A 22,320-nucleotide genomic window follows, 5' to 3' on the forward strand; every position below is an offset into this window, starting at 1 on the left:
AGACAACTGATGACAAAAAGGTTTCATCAACCCCTGCTCGTTGTAGAGGACAGTAATGAAGATTTTAAGATGCTGCAACGCTTGATGCGGCGTCTGGCTGTCCAAAACCCCATATATCGCTGTACCAGCGGAGATGAGGTTTTAGATTTTCTCTATCGGGAGGGTAACTACAGCAGCCCGAATGTTGCGCCCCGTCCCTCGGTGATTTTGCTCGACCTGAATCTACCAGGTATCGATGGGCGAGAAATTCTCGGACGGTTAAAGCAAGACCACAGTCTAAAAAAGATTCCCATTGTTGTTTTTAGCACATCTTCTAATCCCCAGGATGTAGAGTTATGTTACCAAAAAGGTGCGAATGGCTATCTGGTTAAGCCGATGGATGCCCAGGAACTGCAAAAGATTGTGCAGGCGTTTGTGGATTATTGGCTGCAGGTGAATACTTTGCCGACCCCTGATTAACTTTGTCTGGAAGAGTAAAAGTTTTCTTTATATTACTGATTACTAAGTGCATCAGTAAACGCTTTGGCTTGTGTAAATAAATTTGGATTTTGTTTATATTTTATTTATGTTTATTTTAGATTATTTTTAGAATTATGTAAATAAATCACAATCTGGATCAAAGTAATTTACATTGCTTCTTGATCCTCATACTTTTATGCAGGACACATGGACATTACTGATCGTTGATGATTGTGCCGCAGATCGCAAAATTTACCGCCGATATCTGTTGAGCGATCCGCATCATAGCTACAAAATTTTAGAAGCCGACTGTGCAGCGGATGCATTCTTACTCTGTCAACAACACCGCTGCGACGTGATTTTACTAGATTTTTGCCTACCAGATCTGAGTGGGTTGCAACTCTTCGCTAGGTTGCGCCAAGAAGTATTTAATACTGCTGTAGCAGTAATTATGCTGACAGGACGGGGTGATGAAGAAGTCGCTGTGCAAGCGATGAAACAAGGTGTGCAAGATTATTTAGTTAAGCAATATCTCAAACCAGAGGTATTGCAATTAGCAGTCCGCAATGCAATTAAGCAATCTTGTTTACAAGCGCAACTGAGCAAAACTAGAGAACGCCAGCGGTTGATTGCGACAACAGCTTTGCGAATTCGTCAATCTTTGGATTTAGAGCAAATTTTGAACACAGCTGTGGTGGAGGTTCAGCAGTTGCTCAAGTGCGATCGCGTCATAGTATATCAGTTCGCCAAAGATATTGATGGGGAAATATTCGCCGCTTATGTGGAGTCTTACCGCACCATCAGCGCGTGTCATCACTATCAGCCGATTGATGGTGAGTCAAGGGTGGGTAGTGCAGCTTTACACAACACAATTCAGCCCCGTAGTTTATCTGTAACTGGTAACAACCTCTGTCAAAACCATCTTTGGGGATGTCAGCAAGCATTTTCTCATGTTTATCAAGCCGGTGACAAAATGTGTGAATTGGCACAAGAAATCACATGGAACTCTGGTGTGAGTAATTGCTGTCCCCAGGGTTTAGAACAGTTGAATACGCGAGCAAATTTAGTAGTCCCGATTAATCTCAGCCACAACGACCAAAGAGAAGCTCAACCGTGGGGATTGTTGATTGCTCATCAGTGTTCTGGAGAGCGACAATGGCAAGCTGAAGATGTGGATATACTTCATGAAGTGTCAGTGCAATTAGCGATCGCTATTCAACAAGCTGAACTACTCACCCAAACTCAAGCCGCACTCGAAAAAGAAAAGCAACTCAACGCCTTTAAATCGCAAATCATCGCCACCGTTTCCCATGAATATCGTACACCCTTAACTTCCATCTTTGCCGCCGCCTCTACTCTCATCCAACACAGCGAACAACTCGACAAATTAAGACAACAGAGATTTTTGCAGATCATTGAGCAAAAAGCTCGGTATATGTCCAAACTCGTGGATGATATGCTGCTAGTTAACCAAATCGAGTTAGAAAAAACCAAATTTAAGCCCATACCACTCGATTTAGAGCAATTTTTCTGGGAATTGATGGAACAAGAGCGCAAAATGGCGAGTCAGAAGCACGAATTGATTTTGACAATCACAGGAAATTGTCAAAGCTTCTGGGGCGATCGCCAACTTCTGCAACAAATCTTTGTAAACTTAATGTCTAATGCCATCAAATATTCTCCTGATGGTGGGAAAGTTGAATTCGATTTGATTGGTAGAGAATCGCAGATCATTTTCCATATTCAAGACCAAGGAATAGGTATACCACCAGCAGATCAAGAGCGTTTATTTCAATCCTTCAGCCGAGGGAGCAATGTTGACACAATTCCTGGTACAGGTTTAGGACTAGCCATTACTCAAGCTTGCGTTAAGTTACACAGCGGTGAAATTGTTTTGTCTAGTCAAGTAGGAAAAGGAACTAAGGTGACAGTGATTTTACCCAGAAGTGTGAAGTCTGAAGTCTGAAGTCTGAAGGATGAATTATAAAAAGTTACACGAAGCGTTGTGGTGCGCTAGTTTATGCATCATCATGCAAAGCTAATACTCCATAACCGATGCCCAATGCAAGTTAAAATAATTAAGGTGTATAAAAACTTGTAATAAATATTTATGCCTCCTCGCTGGCCTACCAAACCCGATCGCCAAGACCCCGCCTACCGTAAGATAGATGACAGAATGAATTTTGCGTTACATGTGGCGATCGCGGCTACGATTAATTCTGGTCTATGGTTCTTCCATAATCTCAAAGCAGCTACTTGGGCTTGGCTACCTTGGGTAACTGCAGGTTGGGTGGGGATATTGCTAGTGCATTTAATTTATATTAGTGCGATCGCTGATTATTCACAAACACCAAATAAATCAACCTGAAGAAAGACTAATCATGCTGGGGCAATTGTAACTTGTGATGGTAGAGTCGGTCTGGCTAATTGCGCGATAATTATAAATAGCCTCGATTCAAATAGGGTTATTTTTATGGCTAGAACTAACACTACAGAACTGCTGGAAGCCCTAGCAGCCGAAATCGGCGAAAATGTCTATATAGATATTGCCAAGTGGCACCTTTATTTATCTGACGCCAAGCTACACACAGTTGTCGCCGAGCAAGTGTATCCTTTAATCACCGCCAACTCTGTTAGCGAAGACCGTGTGATTTCCGTCCTCGAATCCATCAAAGTTAAAATCGGCGGTGGAAGAAAGGAACTACCTCTAAGCGATTTAATCCCGCTGCAAGGACAAGTAAACTTAGTAGATATTTTAGAGAAATATCAGCGCGAGATTTAATTTTTTCTGCGAGCAAAGCCTAAATCTCCGACTTAACAAAAAAGTCGGTCGTTTTTTGATGCAAAATTAAAATTAGGGAGTTTATTAACTATGTTTTTACAACTCAAAGATACCCAGGATTTAGTGAAAATTCTGGACATTCAAGAATTAATCGATCCTAATAATGACATCGTTCATGCACAAGACCAAGAAGGTCAAGAAGAACAAGAGCCAGACGCTTTTAAAAAAGAAAACCTGATTTTCCCTTCTGGTGAGAAATTACCACGCTGTTGGTTAGACGCCAATTTTAGACAAGGGTAGAGGGGGAATGTGGGGAGATGGGGAGATGGGGAGATGGGGAGATGGGGAGATGGGGAGATGGGGGGTGATGAGGAATAGCAAATGCTGTTGTTGAAACAGCAAATGCTGTCGCGGAAACAGCAAATGCTGTCGCGGAAACAGCAAATGCTGTTGTTGAAACAGCAAATGCTGTCGCGGAAATAGCAAATGCTGTCGCGGAAACAGCAAATGCTGTCGCGGAAACAGCAAATGCTGTCGCGGAAACAGCAAATGCTGTCGCGGAAACAGCAAATGCTGTCGCGGAAATAGCAAATGCTGTCGCGGAAATAGCAAATGGAGTTGCAAAAACAGCAATTGCAAATCCAATAACTGCAAACAAATTCCCCATCACTCCATCACCCCATCACCCCATCACCCCACCACCCCATCTCCCCACACCCCCCGTCATTCCCCAAAACTATAAAGCCACAAGCTGCGATTCTATCTCTGCAGATTTCAAATCCCGACCGATGAAGACTAAGCGGGTTTGTCTTGGTTCTGCAGGTTGCCAAAGGCGATCGTAAAATTGATCAAATCGCGTTCCTACGCCTTGTATGACTAATCGCATTGGTTTATTGGGTACAGCAACGAAGCCTTTAATACGATAAATTTCTTGTTGATTGACGAGTGCTTGTAATTGTTTTTGTAGCTTTGCTGGGTCGAAAGCTTTATCGAGAATGAAGTGAGTTGAGGTAATCTCATCATCGTGGTCGTGGTCTTCTTCGGTGTCGTGATGAGTGGGGCGACTATCGAGATCATCTTCCACTGCAGCTTGAAAACCAAGTAAAATAGAAGCATCGAGCAAAGAGCGATCGCTCTCGACAATTTTCACCAACCTCGGCAATTCTTGTTTAACTAACTCTTTAACTCTAGCTTGAGTTTCGCTATCAACTAAATCAGTTTTATTCAAAACCACCAAGTCTGCACAAGCGAGTTGATCTGCAAATAATTCTTGCAATGGTGTTTCGTGTTCTAGGTTATCATCTGCTTGTCGTTGTAGAGCGATCGCCTCTGGATTACTAGCAAATGTTCCCGCTGCTACAGCTGCACAATCAACAACAGTAATTACTGCATCCACTGTCGCCGCAGCGCGAATTTCTTGCCAACGAAAAGCTTTCACTAAAGGTTTTGGTAATGCTAAACCGGAGGTTTCAATCAAAATACAATCGATGCTATCTCGCCGCTGTAGCAACTTTTGCATCACCGGAAAAAATTCTTCCTGCACAGTGCAACATAAACAACCATTAGTCAATTCAAAAATATTACTATCACCATCTTCAGGACAAATTTGACAGGATTTCAATAACTCACCATCAATTCCCAATTCGCCAAATTCGTTGACTAAAACAGCAATGCGGCGTCCTTGGTTATTTTGCAGTAGATGGCGAATTAGGCTAGTTTTGCCACTACCTAAAAAGCCTGTGATGACGGTGACAGGGATTTTTCCAGCCATGTTTTCAGTTAATAGGAAATAGGGAATAAAGCACGAATCAATTTTAAAAATTATCGAGCATGGAGCATTGTCAATTCAACTAGTAAAGAATGGACAAAATTGAGGGGCAATACTCCTATGGTTGCTTCCATAAGCATAAAACAATCACAGGAATATTGCCCCTAACTGGCAATTCGTAGCGAGGACTTTCATCCTCTGCTTGAGTGTTTAAGCGCTCACTACAAACTAAGTGCTGAGTTAAAATACCAGCCTTTCATCTCTAGTTTCTCTATTCAGCGGTAGCGAGTTCTGTACTACCACGTGTGCGGCGGCGCGTCAAGCTATTGTAAACCATCACACCGATCGCTTTAATCAAATTGCCTTCCAATTCTTGGAACATCTTCATATTCATCCCAAAAGCCGCGTTAGCTTCATCAACAATGCGATCGGCTGTCGCTTCATCAATGGGTAATTCGTCCAAGACTTGGCGATATTTAGCTTTAAATGCCTTCTCGTCGGAAATTTCTGCAAATTCATAGAAGGCTGTACCTTGTCCGTTCCCCAGGTTCATTGCTGTCACTGCAATATTTTTGAGAATTTGTCCCCCTGACAAGTCGCCGAGGTAACGGGTATAGGAATGGGCGACTAACAGTTCCGGTGCTGTAGCGGAGATTTCGCGGATACGTTGCACATAAGCTTCCCCAGCGCGAGATAATTGGACTTGTTCGCGCCAGTTAGAACCGTAGTAAAAATGCAAATCTTCTTCTAAAGTTTGTTTGCGGTTGAGTTCGGGGAAGTTAATTTTGCCAACGATTGGGTGGTTACGGTGCTTTTCCATCTCCTCTTCCATGGCTGAGTAGATGAAGTAAAAATTGCCGACTAGCTTCCGGTAGGAGTTTTTCTCTACAACCCCTTTTAAAAAGCACTTGACAAAACCAACATTTTCTGCCATCGTGTGGGCTTTTTTGGTTCCTACACGCAATTTGTTTGCTAAATCGCTACTCATGCTAAATCTCTCTACCTTAAAAGGTTTACTGCCGAAGTTCAATTGACTAAAAGAAGATATGAAGTGTCAAGGATGAATAATCACATCGCTTTATGGGTGGGGTAATTTCATACTTCCTACCTTATACTTCATACTTATGTTGACTAACGGCTAAAAAAGGCCATTAAAACGTTACCTTAAAACTATTTGATGAGAATTTATATTAAAATTTTTTAAGTTCAGGGGTGTGACATTTGCGGGGTTAGAGGCTAGGAACTAGTAAAAACAAGGTCTGTACCTTCATCGAAACCTCAACACAAACCTAAATTTTTTGAAAAATACAAAATCGACATTTACTTTAGGGAATCTTCACTGTCATTAGCAAATATTTATGAGTAGTATTACTTATGGATATTTGGGCGCAAACTCATGCTTTATCAAAAAATCAGTATATAGTTAAGTGAGCATACACAAGAAGTAAGCAAGGCGATCGCTGACAGCAAAATATAAAGTAACACTGAACACTGCTGTATTGCGTAATTACGCTGAATCAAACCCAGATAATTAATGAAATCAAAAAGTATACAAGTCGGAATTGTTGAACAAAGTTTAAAGTGCTATTCTCCAGTTTGACTGTGTGGAGTAACTAAACCTATGGTTTCATCTATAACTCGGACTCAAGGCGGCAATCATGCAGATTCTACCTGCAAATCTGACCAATTAGAGAAAGACATCGCGGGCAATTTTGGGTTGAATTCAATAGCTTTACCAGCAAACCCTTTGTTCGGCACAGATGGGATTCGGGGACGAGTGGGAGACTTGTTGAGTGCGCCCTTAGCATTACAAGTAGGTTTTTGGGCGGGTGTGGTTCTGCGTAACCATGCATCTCAACCAGGGCCAGTCATCCTAGGACAGGATTCGAGAAACTCCAGTGATATGCTGGCTATGGCTTTGAGTGCAGGGTTAACAGCAGCGGGGGTAGAAGTTTGGTACTTGGGATTATGTCCCACACCCTGCGTCGCCTACCTCACCAGCGTCAGTGATGCGATTGGGGGAGTGATGATTTCCGCTAGCCATAATCCACCGGAAGACAACGGAATTAAAGTTTTTGGTGCAGATGGTGCTAAGTTACCACCAGCCTTACAAACAGAAATTGAAGCGGGATTGCGAGGGAATCTCCCATTTACAGGTGTTGGTCATTGTGGGCGTCATTACGGGCGCAGCGAATTAGTAGGAGACTATAGCGCCGCTTTAAAAACACCTCTGCAAAATGTAGTCAATCTTCAAGGAATGAAGGTTGTGTTAGATTTAGCCTGGGGCGCAGCGGTCGGGTTAGCGCCATCAGTGTTTACAGAAATGGGCGCAGAGGTGATTTGCTTACACAACACAGCAGATGGCTCGCGCATCAACGTCAACTGCGGTTCCACCCACCTAGAGATTCTCCAAGCCACAGTCCAACAACACAACGCCGATTTAGGTTTCGCCTTTGATGGTGACGCCGATCGCGTCCTCGCAGTAGACAACAGCGGACGCCAAGTGAATGGCGATTACATCCTCTATTTGTGGGGACGCAGATTACAACAACAGCAACAACTACCAGACAACCTGATTGTTTCCACCGTCATGGCTAATCTAGGTTTTGAGAGAGCTTGGCGTCAACAAGGTGGAAACTTAATCCGCACAGCAGTAGGCGATCAATATGTACAAGCAGAATTGCTGCGGACTGGAGGAATGCTGGGTGGTGAACAATCGGGTCACATCCTGTGCCGTCATTATGGCATTACTGGAGATGGTTTATTAACAGCTTTACACATAGCAGCTTTGGTGAAAGTAGCAGGCGTTTCCCTCAGCGACATGGTAAATCAAAGTTTCCAAACCTATCCGCAATTATTGCGGAACGTGCGAGTTATGGATCGCGATCGCCGTTTAAGCTGGAAAGATTGCGAACCTGTACAACAAGCGATCGCCCTAGCAGAAGCCGCAATGGGTGATGCTGGGCGAATTCTCGTCCGCGCCTCTGGTACAGAACCAGTAATCAGAGTTATGGTGGAAGCGGCCGAGGCTGAACTGGCTCACCACTGGACAAACGAATTAGTCTCACAAGTCCAGCAACATCTAGCAATTTAGTTAATTTTCCAGGGTTAAAAAACCCAAATTTTTTTACAGCTTCTGTCAAATCATCACTTGATTTGCAGAAGCTGTGGATTAACAGCAGTTTTATTGGTACAGTGGTTGCGATCGCGCATGTGCAAATTGCCATCGCATTGAAACCCACATAAATTTAGTCCGATAGCGCAACAAATTACAGTCCGGATTGATGGAGCAGGTACGGGTTCTGGCATAATTATTGAGCGCCAAGGCGATGCTTACACACGATCGCTGTTGTTGATTAATCCGTATCAAAATATGATCGGTGAGTTCTACTCCCGTTGCTTTGGCACCTGATTGTAAGTTGTCATCCCTTTGGGGGGGAGGCAATAGGCAATAAGCCGAATGTTGGTTTATATTGCCTATTGCCTGTTGTTTGTTCTCTTTTAATTAATACTAGAGGATGCCCCAGAAGTGTAGGAAGCCTTGACCAGAGAACAATTCCAGCAAGATAGCAGATACGAAACCAATCATGGCAAAGCGACCATTCCAGTTCTCGCTTTGAGGGGTGAATCCCCAGCGCAGTGCATTGGGATCTTCTGAAACCGAGGCTACAGTTTTCTTAGCGTCTGACATAAGTAACACTCCAGTTCTCTGTGTTGTTGCAGTTATTTGACTACGCAGATTAATGTAACATGTTTTTAACAAAATGCAATATTAGTTAACAAATTTCGACGGCTTCCGCAACAAACCAATTAATGATGGAGATTTATGTCTTGCTGATTGTCTTTTGGGTGTTACCTGGAAAAATTGGCTGCTAATAAGTATTTATTACTAGAAAAAAGCGGTTTTTTAGTGCAATAACCACCCTAAAATCACAAAAAATCCTGAAATCTATATAAATTAATGGTTTCATCTATCCACATCAGGCTACTACACCTTAGAATGATTCTTTGAAAAGTCGAGCCGATGGGATTTGCAGCCGTTTTGAGTATAAATGCTCTCAAAGGTCGATTTTTGTAATTCTCTCAACAGAGATTTTAATAAAGATGCCTCAGGGTGCATCTGTAAAGAATCTCAAGTAAACCTCAAGGAGTTTGATATGAACAAAGGTGAATTGGTTGATGCTGTGGCAGAAAAAGCTAGTGTGACTAAAAAACAGGCAGATGCTGTTTTGACCGCAGCTTTGGAAACGATAATTGAAGCTGTTTCTTCTGGCGACAAAGTAACGCTGGTAGGATTTGGCTCCTTTGAATCACGGGAACGTAAAGCCCGTGAAGGTCGTAACCCCAAAACCAATGAAAAGATGGAAATTCCGGCTACCAAGGTTCCAGCCTTCTCCGCTGGGAAGCTGTTTAGAGAACGGGTAGCACCCCCAAAAGGCGAAAAAGCGTAGGTTTTAACCTAGGGAATTGTTTGATGCGGCAACCTGCACATGGCGGTAATTTAGTTTGGGCAGCAGCACTGGCTGGCTGTTCCCCTGATGCTATTCTGGATTTTTCTGCCAGTATTAGCCCTTTGGGGCCGCCGGATAGCGCGATCGCCGCAATTACATCCCAATTTGGTAATCTTAGGCACTATCCTGATCCAAATTATAGTGACCTAAGAATTGCACTAGGTGAGTTGCATCAATTGCCTCCTGAATGGATTCTGCCGGGTAACGGCTCTGCAGAATTACTTACGTTAGCAGGTAGGGAATTGTCACAATTAAGTGCAACAATCTTAATTACTCCAGCCTTTGGCGACTACTACCGAACCCTGAAGGCATACGACGCTAAAGTACTGGAGTTTCCTGTTGATTTGGGACAGCAGAGTGATTTGTCATTTGTCTTGAACAAACGACCAATAACCAAGGACAAAGGATTGCTGCTGAATAATCCCCATAACCCAACAGGAAAGCTTTTTTCAAGAGAATCGATTCTGCCCTACCTAGAACAGTTGGCTTTGGTGGTGGTGGATGAGGCGTTTATGGATTTTTTACCTCCTGATGAGGAACAAAGTCTCATTTCTTTGGTGCGAGAATATGAAAACTTAGTGGTGTTGCGATCGCTGACGAAATTTTACAGTCTGCCGGGGCTAAGACTAGGATATGCGATCGCTCACCCTCATCGCCTAGCTCAGTGGCAATTGTGGCGTGACCCCTGGCCAGTCAACACGCTGGCTACGGCCGCAGCAATTGCTGCCATTCAAGATAGAGAGTTTCAACAACAAACCTGGTTATGGCTACCACCTGCGCGGAACCAACTGTTTGAGGGTTTAGTTGCCATCTCCGGTTTGCAACCAGCAGCAAGCGCCGCTAACTTCTTACTGGTGGAATCAGAACATTCTATTTCGCAATTGCAGCCACAATTGCTCAAACAGCACCAAATTTTAATTCGAGATTGTTTTAGCTTTAAAGAACTAGGCGATCGCTTTTTTCGAGTAGCTGTCAAATCTGAGTTTGATAACCAACGCCTACTCACAGCCTTAAATTCAGTACTGTTGGGGTATGGGGCATAGTGAATGACGATGACAGAAATAACTAATGACAAATGACTCTTGACTACGATGTGGTGATTATTGGTGGTAGCCCTGTCGCACGCTATGCTGCTTTGAGTGCTAACCAAATACGTGCAAAAGTTGCCTTAGTGGAACCCAATATCAACTATGGGTTTTTAGATCATCTCGTAGTTAGGGAGATTGGCAAACTCAGGCGACAGTTGGGTGACAGTGCTGGCATTGGGATTCAACACCCACAACTTGATATTTTCAACGAATCTTCAATGGTTGTGGACTGGACAGAAGCGATGTTGTATGCTCGAGGCGTCAGAGACAATTTAGCAGAACAAAACTCGATCGCTGTCCTGGCTGCTCAAGGGGTTGATATCATTTTCGGCAATGGTCAATTTGTTTCCTCTCCCCGGTTAGCATTTGCTGTCAGCAGTCGTCTGCTACGTGGTCGCACCTATTTGTTAGCCAGTGGTTCCCGTCCAGCCATTCCGGAGATTGAGGGCTTGTCAGCCACTGGCTACCTCACTTTAGATAATATTTGGTCGTCGTTAAGTGCTGTTCCTAATCAAGTTCCGCAAAATTGGGTAATTATCGGTGGTGCTCCCCCAGGTTTGGAGGTGGCTCAAACTTTAACGCGGTTGGGTTGTCGTGTGACACTGATAGTCGAGCATCCTCATATTTTGCCCTTTGTAGATCCGGCGATCGCTCGATTAGTTCAGGCACAATTAGAAGTTGACGGTGTACGTGTGATTACGCAAACATCTGTAACTCAGGTGATGCGAATTGATGATAAAAAATGGGTGCAAGCAGGAGATAAAGCGATCGAAACTGATGAAATTATCGTCGCTACTGGACAACAACCTAATATTGAGTCTCTAAATCTAGCAGCAGTGGGTGTCAAATGGCGCGGGCGTCGTCTAGTTGTTAATAAAAAACTACAAACTACTAACCCCCGAATTTACGCTTGTGGAGATGTGCTGGGTGGTTATAACTTTGCCAATATCGCTAATTATGAGGCAAGAATTGCCCTGAACAATGCGCTATTTTATCCCAGACTTATTGTTAATTATAACTCCATTCCTACAGCCATATTTATTCACCCGATGTTAGCGCAAGTAGGCTTGACGGAGAAACAGGCAAAACGCCGATTTAGTCAAAATCAAGTGTTAATTTTAGACCATTATTTTAAAGCAATTACAGCAGCTCAAATTCAAAGCGAAACCACAGGTCTTTGTAGATTAATCACCCGAAAGAATGGAGAAATATTAGGTGCTGAAATCTTCGGTGTCCCAGCAGGTGAATTGATTAATTTAGTGGCTTTAGCAATGGCGCAAAAAATTAAAGTTAAGCATTTAGCTAATTTAGCTCCCGTCTATCCTACCTTTGCCGAGATTTTAGAACAAGCCGCCGGACAATGGAATCAGCAAAGGTTAAATAATAATATTGCTTGGCAAGATTTGTTAGAAGAGTTTTTCCATTTTCGCCGCAATTGGGATTTGTAATTTGTTATTTGTTATTTGTTGGATTATAAGCAGTAGCATTGGTCACAAGTTAAGGTTGTGAGCTAGTTGTCAAGGGGATTTTAGAAGGTGCTGGAAATAAAAATTCAGATGTGCCTCGTTGTTTCTCTTTCTAAAGGTGCAACAATGAGCTTCATGTTTGGTTTTCGTTGTCGTTTAATAATGCCTAAGTCCTGATTTTCAGGAGCAGCAAAATAAAAGTAACTTCTGTCGTCCCGGAAGTAACTTCTGCCACAACAAAACCGTGTTTCGCGCAACCAAAAGTAACTTCTGTTGTCCCGGAAGTAACTTCTGCCACAACAAAACCGTGTTTCGCGCAACCAAAAGTAACTTCTGTTGTCCCGGAAGTAACTTCTGCCACAACAAAACCGTGTTTCGCGCAACCAAAAGTAACTTCTGTCGTGACAAAACCGTGTTTCGCGCAACCAAAAGTAACTTCTGTCGTGACAAAACCGTGTTTCGCGCAGCCACAAGCAACCTCTGCCTTGACCATTTGAGCGCCTGAGAATTCAAAAAGCGATCGCCACTTTTCGTCAATTCTGATATGGGTGTGATGATGAGCGTTCGCCATTCAAAAAGCGATCGCCACTTTTCGTCTAGATGCAATTAAGGGCGATCGCCTTGTTGGTCTAACCAAGCTACCATCTCCGCAATTGATGAAAAATCTAAAAATGCTTCTCCTAACGCTTCTAGTTGTTCAGTAGATAAAACTCGAATTCTCTCAACAATAGAAGCATCAATTTCACCAAAACGGTGATTCAACTGACGATTTAAAAAACGAAAAGCTTCTCGTTGTTCTCCTTCTTGTCTAGCCAATTCTCTATCTTGCTGATAAAGTGGTGCTAATCGCATAACTAACTCCCTATCATCTGATTCTAAATTTTGATTGACTCGCAAATTTTGCTGAAGATTGTACAGTAATTCTAGCGCTGCTCTTTGAAATGGATGATTTGATGGTAGCGCTTCTAGTTCATTAATCGCTGTCTGCTGTACCGTTCCTCGTCCCAAAATTCTTAACCATAAAGTTTCTCTTGTGCGTGGTAACTGATGAATCGCAACAATCGCTGTTCGTAAGTACTCTCCTAGAAAGTGTACTCCTGTTAGCCAGTCTGCTTTTTGGTTAGCATTAAATCCAGATAATATCTCCGCAGACGCAGTTGGTGTGAGAATCCATAACTTCGGTATTGCTGACTCAGCTATAGTAGTTTTATTTCGTTTTGCCTCTCTTTGCAATGCACCTCTAACTTCTAATAGTTTCAATAAGCAATCGCAAATCTCTTCTTTGGAAGCAGGGTTACGAAAGGGTTCAAACATAGCAGGTAATTGTGCAAATCTTCCTAGCAATCCTAGCGTTTCTAAATTACTTGGTTCGGTAAAAGGTGAAAATAATACATCTATTTCTCGAACTTCTCCTGCTACCCGACTTGGAGCTTGTACTTCTCCATAGGATTTTAACAATTCTTCCAGATAATCTTTTGCAAACTGGTCGTGAATAAATCGAGTCATTCGATGTATTTAAAGAATTTTTCTAAAGATATCACTAATACTGTATTTATCTACTCCCACATTCCCTATTGTGTCTATCTGTAAGCTCTGGATGACAAGCGATCGCCACTTTTCGTCTAGATGCAATTATGAGCGATCGCTATTGATTGAGTTGTACTATTATTCATGCATTTGAGCGCCTCAAAAATAAAAAAGCGATCGCAGTAAATATAATTTTTCTGTGCTCTATTCCTGTCCCCTGCAAATCATATTTATTTATGTCCAACCGCTGATTTCAATTACGATCGCCTGACGTTTAAACAACACCACTCTTTCCGTTTCCACAGGGTAGCAACCACCCAGCCGTTTTCCTCTAAGACATCAGCTACAGCTTTGGATTGTTCAAGTAAGATACCACTGAAAATAGCCCAAGTTGAGGGTTTGGCGATCGCACTCATTTGCGGCACTAACTCAATAATCACATTCGCTAAAATATTGCAAACGATACCATCTACTGGTTTTCCCACCAGTTGCGGCAAAATCTCGACGCTGCCTTCGGCGGCTATCAAGCGTTCTGGACTAATATCATTGAGGGCGCGGTTACTGAATGTTGACTGCACCGCTAGGGGATCAGTATCTACTGCATAAGCTGTTTCTGCTCCCAGTAGTAATGCTCCTACCGAAAGGATACCAGAACCGCAGCCAATATCTGCAATAATTACAGGTTCTTTTTGGCTATTCCCATCCGCGCCAGATGCAGGTAAATCAGTCAAGCGCATTTCCAGAGATTCCAAACACAACTGAGTTGTCGCATGATTTCCTGTACCAAATGCGACACCGGGATCGAGACGAATCACCAGCCGCGAGGAATTTTCCGGTGGTGGTAGCCATGCGGGATTGATCAAAAAGCGATCGCCTATTTCCTGAGGCGACCAATACTGCTTCCAGCTACTAGCCCAATCTTCCTCATCAATTAATTGCCAATGTAAGCTAGGCACAGAAAGCCCCACACACAGCGCATCTTGTCGCAGCCATAGAGACAACGCCGCCAAATCTAGTAACTGGGCTTGAAAACTCGGCAAATAACCCCTGACCAACGATGAATTACCTTTGCTTTCACTCGCCGTACCCCGACAGCCGAAATTCTCCAGTCGCCAAAAGATAGAATCTTCTAGGTCTGGTTCACATAAAATCTGTAATTCCCACCAAGTGTTTGCCATATATCAAGTGTGAAGTCTGAAGGTGTAAGGATGAAGTCATACCAATTCTCCAAAATTCAGCCACAGATCCCAACGGATATACCTTTGTCAAATCTGGTCTTTTATTTCTTCATCCTTTACCCTTCATCCTTTTAAAGAGTGACTGTGTATGCGTCCCTAATTCCTGGCACTTTGATAATTTCTGACAAAATGCCATCCGGTAAAGGATCATCGATACTCAGCGCCATTACCGCGTCACCACGGACGATTTTTCGTCCTACTTGCATACTGGCAATATTGACGTTAAAACTGCCCAGGAGGGAACCGAGTTTACCAATAATTCCTGGCATATCTCGGTGTAGGGTGAACAGCATATACTTGCTGGGTGGGACGTTGATCGGGAAGCCGTCCACGTCGGTGAGGTGAATTTCTTTTTCACCTAACAGCGCGCCAGTGACAGAATGAGTTCCCAGAGTACCTGTGGCTTCTAGGTGCAGAGAACCGGCGTAGTCGCGGGCGGAAGCATCTCGTGTTTCAATCACCCGAATTCCGCGTTCTTTGGCTTCAATGCTGGCGTTGACGTAGTTTACCCGTTCCCGCAATGCTTGGTAAAGTAGACCTTTGAGGGACGCTACTACCAGAGGCTGACTTTTGTTGGTGGCTAGTTCACCTTGCAATCTGACGTTGAGTAATTCTACTCGACCGCCAGCCAATTGACCTACTAGGTTTCCCAAAGTTTCCGCCAATTGCATGTATGGTTTGAGTTCTTCTAACACATCGGGGCCGAGTCCGGGAATGTTGACAGCAGAACGTGCGGGTAGTCCCAAGAGCACATCGCGGATTTGTTCGGCTACATCAATGGCGACATTCACCTGTGCTTCCGCAGTGGAAGCGCCTAGATGGGGGGTGAGGATGGCTTCTTTACCGAGCGATCGCAATTCTGATTCGCCCAGTGGCTCTGATTCAAATACATCTAAAGCCGCCCCAGCGATCGTACCTTGTTGAATTGCTGCAGCCAAAGCCGCTTCATCGATGATCCCACCGCGAGCGCAATTAATAATGCGGGCTGTGGGTTTCATCTTCGCCAAGGTAGTGGCGTTGATTAGGTGGGTAGTTTCTGGAGTTTTGGGGATATGCAGGGTGATATAGTCTGCTTGCTGGATGAGTAAATCTAAATCGACCAGCTGACAACCAATTTGTTCGGCGCGTTCTGTGGAAATAAAGGGATCGAAAGCTAGTAGCTTCATCCCCATAGCCTTAGCAACCGCAGCCACATGGGAGCCAATTTTTCCCAAACCGACGATACCGAGAGTTTTTTTATAAACTTCTGCACCCACAAAAGTTTTGCGATCCCACTCACCCCGTTTCACAGAAGCATTCGCATCCGGGATGTGGCGAGATAAAGCCAAAATCATGGCGATCGCATGTTCAGCGGCGGCGATCGTGTTACCCTCAGGAGAATTAACAACAACAATTCCGCGACGTGTCGCCGCCGGCACATCTACATTATCTACACCCACACCAGCACGACCGATAATTTTTAACTGTGTACCGGCTTCAATGATTTCTTGAGTTACGCGGGTACCAGAGCGAATCATCAGCGCGTCATACTCGCCAATAATTTCTACCAGTTCCGCCGGTTTTAAACCTGTCTTAACGTCAACACTAGCAACTTGGGATAGGATATCAATCCCAGCTTGGTCAATAGGATCGGAGACGAGAACCTTAGACATGATTACTTCATTTAAAGCTACAGGTTTTACTGCACAAGACCTTTCAGTTTAGTCTTTATCCGTCGCAATTCAGTAAAAATGTTTGTTTTCAGATCAACTTAGCTTTAACCGACGCCTCTCGGTGATGGTGTGAGCACATCAGTTGCCGGGATGATGTAGCACTGCCTCCTATATTTGAAAATGGGGGGCTACTTTCGCCACCTCTGGGTAAATATAAACCATCAGTAGCACTAAACATCTATATTAATAGTTAAGACTTCTCTTTTCAGGTAAGGTTGTCAACAGCAATTTTTTCCATCCCCGTTTATTTCGCTGCTACAAAATGAGAAAATATTTCAATAACAGTCCAAAACCATTAACGGTGTCAACTAAAGGCTGAAGTATGAAGTATGAAGTTACGCCACTCATAAAGGGATGGGGCTTGAACTAAGGAAAAAAGGGTCAATTTTTCGCCTAGGATTCCACTCGGCTTGTACCAATTCTTACTTCATCCTAGCCTACTGCAAGCGGAGGAAGCGTCTACATCCTTTATCCTTTCTTCGGTCAATTTGAGATTTGAGCTGATTTGGTTCATACCCCGCTCGCAGTTAAGCGGAACAAATCCTCGCATCGATTGACTGGGCTGTGTTGTTAATTGTGCTGGAGCAACCCGATGACGATTACGATGTCTCATCAAGCTTACAGGGAACTGTGGCAGGAAATAGAGGAAACATCTCAACACTGTGATCCATCTGATCCATTGGATGTAATCTGGAAATACCCAAAACAGATTGGACAGGGATATATTCGGTGCATCGAATTACGTGCAGGATTGGAGATAGAAATTTTCGATTGTTGTCTGCGCGATCGCCTCATCCTGGAAATACCCGAACACCTTAACTGGCTAAAATATCACTTTCACCTCTTCGGGCAGCATGAGGATAAATACACAATTGTGGGTAATAAAGAATACGCAGTTTATGGCAGTGGTTTTGCTCCCAAAGATCGGAATGACGGCCCGGAGCAACAGGCGCTAGAAGTGACAGTGTTTATCCATCCTGACATTCTACACTCCTTCATCAGCAACTCTACTGGACAACTACCAACGGCACTCCAGCAACTAATTCGACCAATGGAACAGGAATGTTATACCCGTGTAGCAACAGTCACTCCGGCGATAGAGGCTGTGCTATGGCAAATTGTGCGGTGTCCTTACTTAGGAATTCCTAAACGGATGTTTTTGGAGAGTAAAGCTTTGGAATTGGTTAGTATGATGCTGGACGAGGAAATCGAAATTAACACAGGCGATCGCCCCATCACTCAACCCCTCAAACCCGGAACCATAGACCGCATTCACTATGCCCAAAGCTTACTGCAAAAAAATTTGCACAATCCCCCTTCTTTAGTAGACTTAGCAAGACAAGCAAAGCTAAACGAATGCACACTAAAGCGGGGATTTCGTCAAGTATTTGGCACTACTGTTTTTGGTTATTTGCATGATTATCGCTTAGAACAGGCGCGTCAACTATTGGAAATTGGAGATAAAAAGGTGACAGATGTCGCGGAAACAGTTGGCTTTGCTAGCCGCAGCTACTTTGCTACAGCCTTTAAAAAGAAGTTCGGGTTAAACCCTAAAGATTATCAGCAGCAAAACGGTTGTGTTTAGCGATCGCTCTACAATATCCCCATCAAGCAAAAACTAAGCTCGGCGATCGCTCTCGAAAAACTTTGTGCTGCAAACACAACGCTTTTATTTTCTGACAAACAACCATAACTAGACACTTTGTTTGGGAAAATTACCCTGTAGCGTTCAAAAAAAATTCCCGCTAGCGTTCAATTCGCTTTCCTTACCTTGATAAATTCAGTAATCTTTTGACACTGATTTCTAAAAAGCGAGTCGCTTGCTGGTGTGAGGAAGATGTCAAGAGTGAAAAGATTTGCAATGGTTGCGGGTGTCGTATCGGTTCTGTTAGCTCAACCCGTACAAGCACAGGTCAAAGAGTCAAGCGCGCAGATGTTAGTCCAGTCAACACCTGCTCAAGAAATTGTGCAAGTGACGGGAGTTAAAGCTAATCCCACCGATAAGGGTGTGGAAGTAATTTTACAAACCGCTAAAGGACAACAATTGCAACTGGTGAATCGCAGTGCGGGAAACAGCTTTATCACCGATATTCCCAATGCTCAACTCAAGTTACCCAATGGCGATACATTCACCTTCCGCTCAGAAAAACCCCTGGCGGGAATTACTGAAATAACGGTAATAAATTTTGATAATGCAACTATCCGCGTCACGGTTACAGGTGAAGCGACAGCACCAACAGTTGAGTTATTTGATGATGATGCAGGGCTGGTTTTTGCGGTAGCATCACAGACAACGGCGATGCAACCACCAGAAACACCACCAGTCGAACAAAAGCCAGAAAACCAGACACCGCAGGAGACACCATCGGCTGAGGGTGATGAGCCGATTGAGTTGGTGGTAACAGGTGAGCGAGATGGCTATCGCGTACCGAATAGTTCTGTGGGTACACGCACCGATACACCACTGCGCGACATTCCCCAATCGATTCAAGTCATCCCCCAACAAGTGCTGCGTGATCAGCGTGCTGATGTTAATAGCGCACTTCGTAATACTCCCAGTGTTCGTGATGGCGCTCCCACTAACTTTGATGCTGTACGGATTCAGGTGAGAGGATTTTTTAGTCCACTTGCGGTGGATGGAATCGTTTCTAGAATAGGGAATGGTACAGGTGCTAATATAGGCCCTGACCTGACAGGAATTGACAGAATTGATGTTCTTTTAGGCCCAAGCTCAATTCTATTTGGCTCATCATCGCCGGGTGGAACAGTTAACTTTGTCACTAAGCAACCTCTACGCGATCCTTACTACTTTGCTGAAGCAACTGTGGGAAGTTTTGATTTTTATCGTGGTGAAGCGGATTTTTCCGGCCCTCTTGATGATGATAAGAAAGTACTTTATCGGTTGAACGCATCTTATCGAGATCAAGGTTTTTTCACTCAATTTAGCAGAACTAGAAACTTAGTAATTGCACCAGTCATTAGTTTTGCATTGGGGGAAAACACTAACCTGAGCATTGATGGAACTTATAAAGACTTCTCTCAGGATAATGGTAATCTGGGAATACCTGCCGTTGGAACAATCTTGCCTAATCCCAATGGTCAAATACCCCATGACCGCATTACAAATGAAGGTAAATTAGATGCCATACAGGGAAGAATTGGCTACAAGCTAGAGCATCAATTCAGTGAAAATTGGTCAGTCAGCAACGCATTTCGCTACGATTCTGTTGATTACACCTACAATCTTACATTTCCTCAAGGTCTGACACCTGATAATCGTAGTCAGCGGAGGCTGAACCTGGATAACAGCGACCTGTATAATCAATACAGTATGCTTACTAATGTCGTTGGTAAATTTTCGACAGGTTCAATTAAGCACCAGTTATTATTCGGGTTTGATTTAGGTAGATACGAGAGTGCGTTTATATCTACGACTAGGGCGGCTGCACCTATTGATTTATTCAATCCTGTTTTTGGTCAACCATTGGGAGCGATTACATCCAGAACTAATACTAGTAGCACGCTAGATGAACTTGGTATCTTAGTGCAGGATCAGATTACATTCACAGATAACTTAAAATTGCTTATTGGTGGGCGATTTGACACATTCACTCAAACTGACAGAAATTTCATTACGAATAGCGAGACTAGTCAATCAGGTGAGGCTTTTAGTCCCCGTGTAGGCATTGTCTATCAGCCAATTCCCCCTGTTTCTCTCTACGCAAACTATACTAGATCGTTTCAGCCAGCGATTGGTAGAGCTTTTGATGGTAGTGTTTTTCAACCCACTAGAGGTACACAGTATGAAATTGGGGTAAAAACAGATATAAATGATCGGCTCTCGACGACATTAGCTTTGTATGACATTACTCAATCAAATGTCTTAACTAGCGATCCGGCAAATCTGGGTTTCTCAGTGCAAACTGGTGAGATCAATAGTCAAGGAATTGAACTGAGTTTGACTGGAGAAATTTTACCTGGGTGGAACATTTTTGCCAGCTACGCTTATAATGACACACGCATTAGCAACGACAACAACCCAAATCTGGTTGGGAACCGTGTGCAAAGAACTAGCCCCAACAACGCCAGTTTATGGACAACATATGAATTTCAACAAGGGAATTTGCAAGGTTTAGGATTGGGTTTAGGACTGTTTTATGTGGGCGATCGCGCAGGTGATAATGCTAATTCATTCACAGTTCCCGGCTATCTCACTACCGATGCAGCTATCTTCTACAAACAAAACCAGTTTCGTGCTGCGATTAATATCAAAAACCTCTTCAACGTAGATTACTTTGAAGGTGTTTTCAGCCGCGATCGTGTCTTTTATGGTGCGCCATTCACAGTCCAAGGAACTATTTCTTGGACGTTCTAAGGGGCTATTTTATCTTAGCGATCGCCCGACAATATCTCTATTAAGCAAAAACTAAGCTCGGCGAACGCATTTGCTATTTCGGCGAACGCATTTGCTATTTCGGCGAACGCATTTGCTATTTCGATGATCGCATTTGCTATTTCGATGATCGCATTTGCTATTTCGGCGAGCGCATTTGCTATTTCGGCGAGCGCATTTGCTATTTCGGCGAACGCATTTGCTATTTCGGCGAACGCATTTGCTATTTCGGCGAGCGCATTTGCTATTTCGATGATCGCATTTGTTATTTCGGTGACTAACGAGCGCTTGACTTTTAAGACAGTCGCTACGTTGACATTCAATAATTCAAGGTGCGTTAACCCACGGCACAACACTATCTCTTTCAATCAAAGGATTGAGGTTTGACTTGGGGCTATTTTATCTTAGCGATCGCCCACCTGACCACCACTCACGAGATAATAACAAAACCGCGTGAGATTCTTGTATTTAATCAATGTCCTTCGACAACCTGTGCAAACTACTTTCCGAGAAACATCCCGCAACCTTTGCCAGTTGGGTATTAGGAACACCTCAAACTGGTGTCACAGTCCTGAAAACCGAATTGAGCATTGAACCGATTCGCGCTGATTACGTCACATTCCTACAATTAGAAGGGCGTATTCTCCATCTGGAATTTCAAACCAAACTCGAATCGACACCACCCTTACCTTTGCGGATGCTCGATTACTGGGTAAGGTTGTATCGTTTATATCGTCTACCAATCACGCAAGTTGTCGTCTTATTGCTTCCTCCCGCACCAGGAACAGTCATAGAAACTGCCTTCAACATCGAAACCACCCGTCACGAATATCGTGTGATTTGCATGTGGGAAGAAAATCCCGAACTATTCCTCAATGACGAGGCTTTGTTACCTTTAGCACCGCTAGCCGCAACCACCCAACCGCAAGCCTTGTTGCAACAAGTTGTGGAACGAGTCAATCAAATAGAGCCAGAACAGCGATCGCAAATCTCTGCTTACACCCAAATATTGGCAGGGTTAAAATACAAAAAGGACTTGATTAGAAACTTATTTCGGGAGGGTATGATGCGCGAGTCAGTGATTTATCAAGAAATTCTTGCTGAAGGTGAACAACGAGGTGAACAACGAGGTGAACAACGAGAAAGATCGCTCATTCTCCGACTGCTAACTCGTCGCCTGGGAGAATTACCCCAACAAGTGCGTGAGCAAATTGAGACACTCTCTATTGAACAATTAGAAAACCTTGGTGAAGCATTGTTGGATTTTCAGGCTCCAGCCGATTTAGAAGCTTGGTTGGCTACATTACAGTAGCACAAGCAGCATCACACATATTCTTTATACAGCCCACAATATGTCTATTAAGCAAAAACTAAGC

The 22,320-nt window shown here is 43.6% G+C and carries 22 protein-coding genes and 1 pseudogene; 12 read left to right on the top strand and 11 right to left on the bottom strand.

Annotated elements, in window-relative coordinates:
• Window positions 1–9 precede the first annotated feature (9 nt).
• The 5 genes from MIC7126_RS0117665 (at window position 10) to MIC7126_RS0117685 (ending at window position 3,541) form a co-directional block, all read left to right on the top strand.
• Window positions 10–459, top strand: a complete 450-nt coding sequence (locus tag MIC7126_RS0117665; RefSeq protein ID WP_017654493.1) for a response regulator — start codon at window positions 10–12, stop codon at window positions 457–459.
• Window positions 460–655: 196 nt separating this feature from the next.
• Entirely contained in the window at window positions 656–2,425 is a 1,770-nt protein-coding gene (locus tag MIC7126_RS0117670; RefSeq protein WP_017654494.1) for a hybrid sensor histidine kinase/response regulator, read from the top strand.
• Window positions 2,426–2,569: 144 nt separating this feature from the next.
• Window positions 2,570–2,827 (top strand): 2TM domain-containing protein, encoded by a 258-nt coding sequence (locus MIC7126_RS0117675; protein ID WP_017654495.1) that lies wholly within the window; start codon window positions 2,570–2,572, stop codon window positions 2,825–2,827.
• Between the two features lie 105 nt (window positions 2,828–2,932).
• Window positions 2,933–3,241, top strand: a complete 309-nt coding sequence (locus tag MIC7126_RS0117680; protein WP_017654496.1) for a DUF3181 family protein — start codon at window positions 2,933–2,935, stop codon at window positions 3,239–3,241.
• A gap of 90 nt (window positions 3,242–3,331) precedes the next feature.
• A complete protein-coding gene (locus MIC7126_RS0117685; RefSeq protein WP_017654497.1) occupies window positions 3,332–3,541 on the top strand; it encodes a hypothetical protein in 210 nt (69 codons plus the stop codon).
• Here MIC7126_RS0117685 and MIC7126_RS29970 read toward each other — a convergent pair.
• The 3 genes from MIC7126_RS29970 to MIC7126_RS0117700 form a co-directional block, all read right to left on the bottom strand.
• A complete protein-coding gene (locus MIC7126_RS29970; RefSeq protein WP_017654498.1) occupies window positions 3,528–3,908 on the bottom strand; it encodes a hypothetical protein in 381 nt (126 codons plus the stop codon). The genes MIC7126_RS0117685 and MIC7126_RS29970 overlap by 14 nt on opposite strands.
• A 69-nt stretch (window positions 3,909–3,977) precedes the next feature.
• Window positions 3,978–5,012, bottom strand: a complete 1,035-nt coding sequence (cobW, locus tag MIC7126_RS0117695; protein WP_017654499.1) for a cobalamin biosynthesis protein CobW — start codon at window positions 5,010–5,012, stop codon at window positions 3,978–3,980.
• 268 nt (window positions 5,013–5,280) lie between these two features.
• Window positions 5,281–5,997, bottom strand: a complete 717-nt coding sequence (locus MIC7126_RS0117700; protein WP_017654500.1) for a biliverdin-producing heme oxygenase — start codon at window positions 5,995–5,997, stop codon at window positions 5,281–5,283.
• A 633-nt stretch (window positions 5,998–6,630) separates the two neighbouring features.
• Here MIC7126_RS0117700 and glmM point away from each other — a divergent pair.
• The gene (gene glmM, locus MIC7126_RS0117705; RefSeq protein WP_017654501.1) at window positions 6,631–8,103 is read left to right on the top strand and encodes a phosphoglucosamine mutase; all 1,473 of its coding nucleotides are present in this window, start codon (window positions 6,631–6,633) and stop codon (window positions 8,101–8,103) included.
• 90 nt (window positions 8,104–8,193) lie between these two features.
• On the opposite strand, the gene MIC7126_RS30565 is transcribed toward glmM, so the two are convergent.
• Both MIC7126_RS30565 and MIC7126_RS0117710 read right to left on the bottom strand, forming a co-directional pair.
• Window positions 8,194–8,454: a hypothetical protein gene (locus tag MIC7126_RS30565; protein WP_154655913.1), complete on the bottom strand. Its 261-nt coding sequence runs from the start codon at window positions 8,452–8,454 to the stop codon at window positions 8,194–8,196.
• A gap of 66 nt (window positions 8,455–8,520) precedes the next feature.
• Window positions 8,521–8,700: a high light inducible protein gene (locus tag MIC7126_RS0117710; protein ID WP_017654502.1), complete on the bottom strand. Its 180-nt coding sequence runs from the start codon at window positions 8,698–8,700 to the stop codon at window positions 8,521–8,523.
• Window positions 8,701–9,166: 466 nt separating this feature from the next.
• On the opposite strand from MIC7126_RS0117710, the gene MIC7126_RS0117715 reads away from it, so the two are divergent.
• From MIC7126_RS0117715 to MIC7126_RS0117725, 3 genes are read left to right on the top strand one after another with little or no spacing between them, the layout of a single operon-like run.
• Window positions 9,167–9,460 (top strand): HU family DNA-binding protein, encoded by a 294-nt coding sequence (locus MIC7126_RS0117715; protein WP_026100346.1) that lies wholly within the window; start codon window positions 9,167–9,169, stop codon window positions 9,458–9,460.
• Between the two features lie 23 nt (window positions 9,461–9,483).
• Window positions 9,484–10,563 (top strand): threonine-phosphate decarboxylase CobD, encoded by a 1,080-nt coding sequence (gene cobD / locus MIC7126_RS0117720; RefSeq protein WP_017654504.1) that lies wholly within the window; start codon window positions 9,484–9,486, stop codon window positions 10,561–10,563.
• A gap of 32 nt (window positions 10,564–10,595) precedes the next feature.
• Complete coding sequence (locus tag MIC7126_RS0117725; protein ID WP_017654505.1) at window positions 10,596–12,056, top strand: dihydrolipoyl dehydrogenase family protein; 1,461 nt, start codon at window positions 10,596–10,598, stop codon at window positions 12,054–12,056.
• 49 nt (window positions 12,057–12,105) lie between these two features.
• On the opposite strand, the pseudogene MIC7126_RS31710 reads toward MIC7126_RS0117725, so the two are convergent.
• From MIC7126_RS31710 to serA, 5 genes and pseudogenes are all read right to left on the bottom strand, one after another.
• A pseudogene (locus MIC7126_RS31710) lies at window positions 12,106–12,271 on the bottom strand (IS4 family transposase); the annotation flags it as partial.
• Window positions 12,241–12,645 (bottom strand): hypothetical protein, encoded by a 405-nt coding sequence (locus tag MIC7126_RS31335; RefSeq protein WP_017654506.1) that lies wholly within the window; start codon window positions 12,643–12,645, stop codon window positions 12,241–12,243. The pseudogene MIC7126_RS31710 and the gene MIC7126_RS31335, both read right to left, overlap by 31 nt.
• 35 nt (window positions 12,646–12,680) lie before the next feature.
• Window positions 12,681–13,580: a DUF4351 domain-containing protein gene (locus MIC7126_RS0117735; RefSeq protein ID WP_017654507.1), complete on the bottom strand. Its 900-nt coding sequence runs from the start codon at window positions 13,578–13,580 to the stop codon at window positions 12,681–12,683.
• Window positions 13,581–13,858: 278 nt separating this feature from the next.
• Window positions 13,859–14,779 carry a 50S ribosomal protein L11 methyltransferase gene (gene prmA / locus MIC7126_RS0117740; protein WP_017654508.1) on the bottom strand — a complete coding sequence of 307 codons (921 nt, stop codon included), beginning with the start codon at window positions 14,777–14,779 and terminating at the stop codon, window positions 13,859–13,861.
• 131 nt (window positions 14,780–14,910) lie between these two features.
• On the bottom strand, window positions 14,911–16,491 hold the full coding sequence (gene serA, locus MIC7126_RS0117745; protein WP_017654509.1) for a phosphoglycerate dehydrogenase: 1,581 nt from the start codon (window positions 16,489–16,491) through the stop codon (window positions 14,911–14,913).
• A gap of 652 nt (window positions 16,492–17,143) precedes the next feature.
• Here serA and MIC7126_RS0117750 point away from each other — a divergent pair.
• Together MIC7126_RS0117750 and MIC7126_RS0117755 are read left to right on the top strand one after the other, a co-directional pair.
• Window positions 17,144–18,136 carry an AraC family transcriptional regulator gene (locus tag MIC7126_RS0117750; protein WP_026100348.1) on the top strand — a complete coding sequence of 331 codons (993 nt, stop codon included), beginning with the start codon at window positions 17,144–17,146 and terminating at the stop codon, window positions 18,134–18,136.
• 252 nt (window positions 18,137–18,388) lie between these two features.
• A complete protein-coding gene (locus MIC7126_RS0117755) occupies window positions 18,389–20,926 on the top strand; it encodes a TonB-dependent siderophore receptor (RefSeq protein WP_154655915.1) in 2,538 nt (845 codons plus the stop codon).
• A gap of 14 nt (window positions 20,927–20,940) precedes the next feature.
• Here the strand turns inward: MIC7126_RS0117755 and MIC7126_RS30575 are convergent, their stop codons facing one another.
• Entirely contained in the window at window positions 20,941–21,300 is a 360-nt protein-coding gene (locus tag MIC7126_RS30575; protein WP_017654512.1) for a hypothetical protein, read from the bottom strand.
• A gap of 119 nt (window positions 21,301–21,419) precedes the next feature.
• On the opposite strand from MIC7126_RS30575, the gene MIC7126_RS0117765 reads away from it, so the two are divergent.
• Window positions 21,420–22,256: a DUF4351 domain-containing protein gene (locus tag MIC7126_RS0117765; protein WP_017654513.1), complete on the top strand. Its 837-nt coding sequence runs from the start codon at window positions 21,420–21,422 to the stop codon at window positions 22,254–22,256.
• The last annotated feature ends 64 nt before the right edge of the window (window positions 22,257–22,320 follow it).

Source organism: Fortiea contorta PCC 7126 (assembly GCF_000332295.1).
Classification (GTDB): domain Bacteria; phylum Cyanobacteriota; class Cyanobacteriia; order Cyanobacteriales; family Nostocaceae; genus Fortiea; species Fortiea contorta.